At 59.8% G+C, this 4535-nt stretch carries 5 protein-coding genes; 3 read left to right on the top strand and 2 right to left on the bottom strand.

The features are described from left to right. Nucleotides 1–64 precede the first annotated feature (64 nt). Nucleotides 65–358, top strand: coding sequence for a GNAT family N-acetyltransferase (locus tag HMPREF3009_RS08750; RefSeq protein WP_049157635.1), 294 nt, complete (start codon nucleotides 65–67; stop codon nucleotides 356–358). An 18-nt stretch (nucleotides 359–376) separates the two neighbouring features. Here the strand turns inward: HMPREF3009_RS08750 and epsC are convergent, their stop codons facing one another. Both epsC and cysK read right to left on the bottom strand, forming a co-directional pair. Continuing rightward, entirely contained in the window at nucleotides 377–940 is a 564-nt protein-coding gene (gene epsC, locus HMPREF3009_RS08745; protein WP_118779504.1) for a serine O-acetyltransferase EpsC, read from the bottom strand. A 114-nt stretch (nucleotides 941–1054) separates the two neighbouring features. Beyond that, nucleotides 1055–1993, bottom strand: a complete 939-nt coding sequence (gene cysK / locus HMPREF3009_RS08740; RefSeq protein WP_175973585.1) for a cysteine synthase A — start codon at nucleotides 1991–1993, stop codon at nucleotides 1055–1057. A 253-nt stretch (nucleotides 1994–2246) separates the two neighbouring features. Here cysK and ramA point away from each other — a divergent pair, with 253 nt between their 5' ends. Further along, nucleotides 2247–3086 carry an acetate metabolism transcriptional regulator RamA gene (ramA, locus tag HMPREF3009_RS08735; RefSeq protein ID WP_046649294.1) on the top strand — a complete coding sequence of 280 codons (840 nt, stop codon included), beginning with the start codon at nucleotides 2247–2249 and terminating at the stop codon, nucleotides 3084–3086. 21 nt (nucleotides 3087–3107) lie between these two features. Further along, nucleotides 3108–4376, top strand: coding sequence for a UDP-N-acetylglucosamine 1-carboxyvinyltransferase (gene murA, locus HMPREF3009_RS08730; RefSeq protein ID WP_046649321.1), 1269 nt, complete (start codon nucleotides 3108–3110; stop codon nucleotides 4374–4376). Nucleotides 4377–4535 lie beyond the last annotated feature (159 nt).

The following is a 4535-nucleotide window of genomic DNA, read 5'->3' as shown; positions in this document are numbered from 1 at the left end:
GGTTTATCCACACGAAATGTCCCTTAAGCCTTTTTTGTTGATCTTTTTGGTTTAATGGGGCACCATGACTACTTCAGTTGCGCACCAAACCGATCGATCCCGCTTCGTCATCACCGTCGATGGCGAGGAAGCAGGCTTCGCTGAATACAGTGACTCCGCCACCACGCGCGAATTTACGCACACGGAAATTTTTGAGTCTTTTCAAGGCCAAGGCCTGTCCAAGCCTCTGATCAAGGCGGCGTTGGATGATGACTCGACGATAGCCCGCCAAGTCATCCCAACGTGCAGCGCCGTGGCGCGGTTTATTGAGAAGAACCCTGAATACCAGCGTCTGACTAACCGTGAGGGCAACCTCTAAATACGGAGTCGGCTGCCCTTAGATGTAGAAGTCTGGGTCCACCAGCTTGATGCGCTCATCCTTCTTGCGAGGACGGTTCTTAGCGGGAATACCCGTAGCGGTGTGATGAGGGGGTACATCCTTCGTCACCACCGCATTGGCGCCCACTGCGGAGCCCTCACCGATAGTGATGGGGCCCAGCACCTTGGCGCCGGCGCCGATGGTCACGTTGTCCCCGATCGTTGGGTGGCGCTTTGTCTGCGTGAGAACCTGGCCGCCGAGCGTGACACCGTGGTAAAGCATAACGCCATCGCCGATCTCGGCAGTCTCACCAATGACGATTCCCATTCCGTGGTCAATGAAGAAGCGCCGACCAATTGTGGCGCCGGGGTGGATCTCAATTCCGGTGAAGAAGCGGTTCACCTGGGCCAAGATGCGTGCCGGCCCGCGCCAGCCACGCTTCCACATGCGGTGGGCAATGCGGTGCGCCCAAATAGCGTGGAGGCCGGAGTAGACCACGGCGTTCTCGACGTCGCCGCGCGCGGCCGGATCATGCTCGCGCGCGTTGGCGAGGTCTTCACGAATCATCTTCAAGATGTGCATGCAAACCATCCTATCTAGAAAGAAAAAGCGCCCCCTAGCACAGAGGGCGCTTTTATTCGGGGTGCTCACCGCAGTGCGCTTTGCGACGCCCCGCAGAAAGCCACGCTGGGAACTCTAAGCCTCGCGGATGTCCTCGAAGAGGATGGTGGAGACATAGCGCTCACCAAAGTCCGGGGCGACAACCACGATGGTCTTGCCCTTGAACTCCTCGCGTGCAGCCAGCTTGAGAGCTGCGGAGACGTTGGCACCGGAGGAAATGCCGACGAGCAGGCCCTCCTCGGTGGCCAGCTTGCGGGCAGTGGAGACAGATTCCTCGGTGGTGGCGGTGAGAACCTCGTTGAGGATCTCGCGGTCCAGAACCTCCGGGACGAAGTTAGCGCCGATGCCCTGGATCTTGTGCGGGCCTGCCTTGCCCTCGGACAGGACGGGGGAGTCGGAGGGCTCTACAGCTACCAAGTAGGTATCCGGGTTCTGGGAGCGCAGGTAGCGACCAACGCCGGTGACGGTGCCGCCGGTGCCGACGCCGGCTACGAAAGCATCAACCTTGCCCTCGGCGTCCTCCCAGATCTCGGGGCCGGTGGTTGCCTCGTGGATCTTCGGGTTTGCTTCATTAGCGAACTGGGAAGCCAGGATCGCGTTGGGGGTTTCGGCAATAATTTCGTTGGCCTTCTCTACGGCACCCTTCATTCCGGCAGCGCCCGGGGTCAACACGATCTCAGCGCCATAAGCGCGCAGCAGCACCTTGCGCTCGTTAGACATGGTCTCCGGCATGGTCAGGATGACCTTGTAACCCTGGGCTGCGCCGACAAGCGCCAAGCCAATACCGGTGTTGCCGGAGGTGGCTTCAACGATGGTGCCGCCCGGCTTCAGCTCGCCGGCTTCTACGGCGGTGTCGACAATCGCCTTGGCGATGCGGTCCTTGACGGAATTTGCGGGGTTGAAGGACTCAACCTTCACGAGCACCTCGGCGCCGAGGCCCTCGGTCAAACGGTTGAGGCGGACCAGCGGGGTTCCGCCGATGGTTTCTAGAATGTTGTCGTATACAGCCACGATGTGGACTCCTTGTAAATAACTTCCGATGTACAGCAGACACCTTACACCCCGCTACTAGACAAAGTAGTATATAAATTCTGAACAGAGCATTCGGGCATGGTATGTGGGATTTGGGGTGACGGAGTAGGGCGCGGTGCGATTTAGAATTACCCCCGTCGGACGGTTATACTTCGCAAATAGTGTTCACCTACCCCCGTTTCAGGCGGGGAATGTGGGTGCACCTGCTGGTTACCCCCGAGTAAGAGAGAGCCTCATGGAGCCGCACCGACTCAAGGATGATGACGAAGCCGTACGCGCAGCGCTATCGTCGCTGAAGACCGCAACGGGAATTCCCGTTACGATGTACGGAACCTTGCTGCCGGATAATCGTTTGCAGATTACCCACTGGGTAGGTCTGCGCACCCCGGCCTTGCAGAACTTGGTGATTGACGCGAATGTGGGCGTCGGCGGGCGCGTTGTCAGCACTCGCCGCGCTGTAGGTGTATCCGATTACACCCGCGCCACGACGATCAGCCACGAGAACGACCGCTACATCCAGGATGAGGGACTGCACTCCATCGTGGCGGTGCCGGTGACTGTGCAGCGTGAGATCCGCGGCGTTCTTTATGTTGGTGTTCATTCGCCGGTCCGCTTGGGTGACAAGGTCATCGAGGAGGTCACCATGACCGCCCGCTGCCTCGAGCAGGATTTAGCGGTTAATTCCGCACTGCGCCGCGCCGATGGGGGCAAGGGCGGCGCCGCTCGCGGGCACGTGATGAACGGCGCCGAATGGGAGCAGGTGCGCTCGACGCACTCCAAGCTGCGGATGCTGGCTAACCGCGTCAACGATGAGGACCTCCGCAAGGAATTGGAAGCCCTCTGCGACCAGATGGTCTCCCCGGTGCGCGTGAAGCAGACCACCAAGTTGTCTGCGCGCGAGCTCGATGTTTTGTCTTGCGTGGCGTTGGGGCACACCAACGTTGAGGCGGCAGAGGAAATGGGCATCGGAGCCGAAACGGTGAAGTCTTATCTGCGTTCTGTCATGCGCAAACTGGGTGCCCACACCCGCTATGAAGCGGTCAATGCAGCCCGTCGTATCGGCGCGCTGCCCTGATTGTAGGTAAGTTGGGTGGGCGTGAAAGACCAATTTATTGTCTCCGGTGGGGCGCGCCTGCAGGGCACCGTCAAGGTGGACGGTGCCAAAAACAGTGTGCTGAAGCTGATGGCTGCGGCACTGTTGGCGGAGGGCACGACCACGCTGACCAACTGTCCTGAAATTCTTGACGTTCCCCTGATGCGCAAGGTCCTCGAGGGCCTTGGCTGCTCAGTGGAGATCGATGGCCACACAGTGCGCATCACCACTCCGGCCGAGCTGCACTCCAACGCGGACTTCGACGCCGTGCGGCAGTTCCGCGCGTCCGTGTGCGTGCTAGGTCCGCTGACGGCGCGGTGCGGTCACGCCAAGGTGGCTTTGCCGGGTGGAGATGCCATTGGCTCCCGCCCCTTGGACATGCACCAGTCCGGACTCGAAAAAATGGGTGCGAGCACGCGTATTGAGCACGGTGCCGTCGTAGCGGAGGTTGACCACCTGCACGGCGCAAGCATCAAGCTCGATTTCCCCTCTGTGGGCGCCACAGAGAATATTCTTACCGCTGCCGTGCTTGCCGACGGCGAAACTCAGCTCCACAACGCCGCCCGCGAACCGGAAATCGTCGATCTGTGCCTGATGCTTAAGGAAATGGGTGCTGACATCACTGGTGAAGGTACGTCCACCATCACGATTCGCGGTGTGGACAAGCTTCAGCCGACGGAACACGAGGTCATCGGTGACCGCATCGTGGCCGGGACGTGGGCCTATGCCGCAGTCATGACGCGCGGAGATATTACGGTGGGCGGCATCGCTCCCAAGCACCTGCACCTGCCTTTGGAAAAGCTCAAGTCGGCCGGTGCCGATATTGAGGACTATGTCAACGGCTTCCGCGTGCGTATGGATGGGCGCCCCACCGCCGTGGACTACCAAACGCTGCCTTACCCAGGCTTTCCAACGGATCTTCAGCCCATCGCTATTGGACTGTCCGCGGTTGCGGAAGGTACTTCCATCATTACGGAGAACGTGTTCGAGTCCCGTTTCCGATTCGTCGATGAGATGTTGCGCCTCGGCGCCGACGCTCAGGTGGATGGCCACCATGTTGTCATCCGCGGCCAGGAGCGGTTGTCTTCAACGCATGTCTGGAGCTCCGACATTCGCGCGGGCGCCGGTTTGGTGCTCTCTGCGCTCTGTGCAGATGAGACGACTACCGTCCACGATGTTTTCCACATCGATCGCGGATATCCCAACTTTGTAGAGAACCTGCAAACGCTGGGGGCGACCATCGAGCGCACTCAGGAGGAAGAGCTCTACTAGGCAGCAGTGCTTGGCGACGTCCCCATGTAACACACCGTTTCGGTGAACTACCTGGTGATTTGTTGTTTGTTGGGGGTGTGCGTATATTTATCGAGGTCGCCGCGAGGTAGCCGGGAGGTTAACTGGTGGTAGATGTTCGGGCAATGTTTGTTTGGCGGG

It is taken from the genome of Corynebacterium sp. HMSC034H07 (assembly GCF_001815175.1).
Lineage (GTDB): Bacteria > Actinomycetota > Actinomycetes > Mycobacteriales > Mycobacteriaceae > Corynebacterium > Corynebacterium hiratae.
The sequence above is the reverse complement of the archived record's forward strand: the minus strand, read 5'-3'. Positions and strand labels throughout refer to the sequence as shown.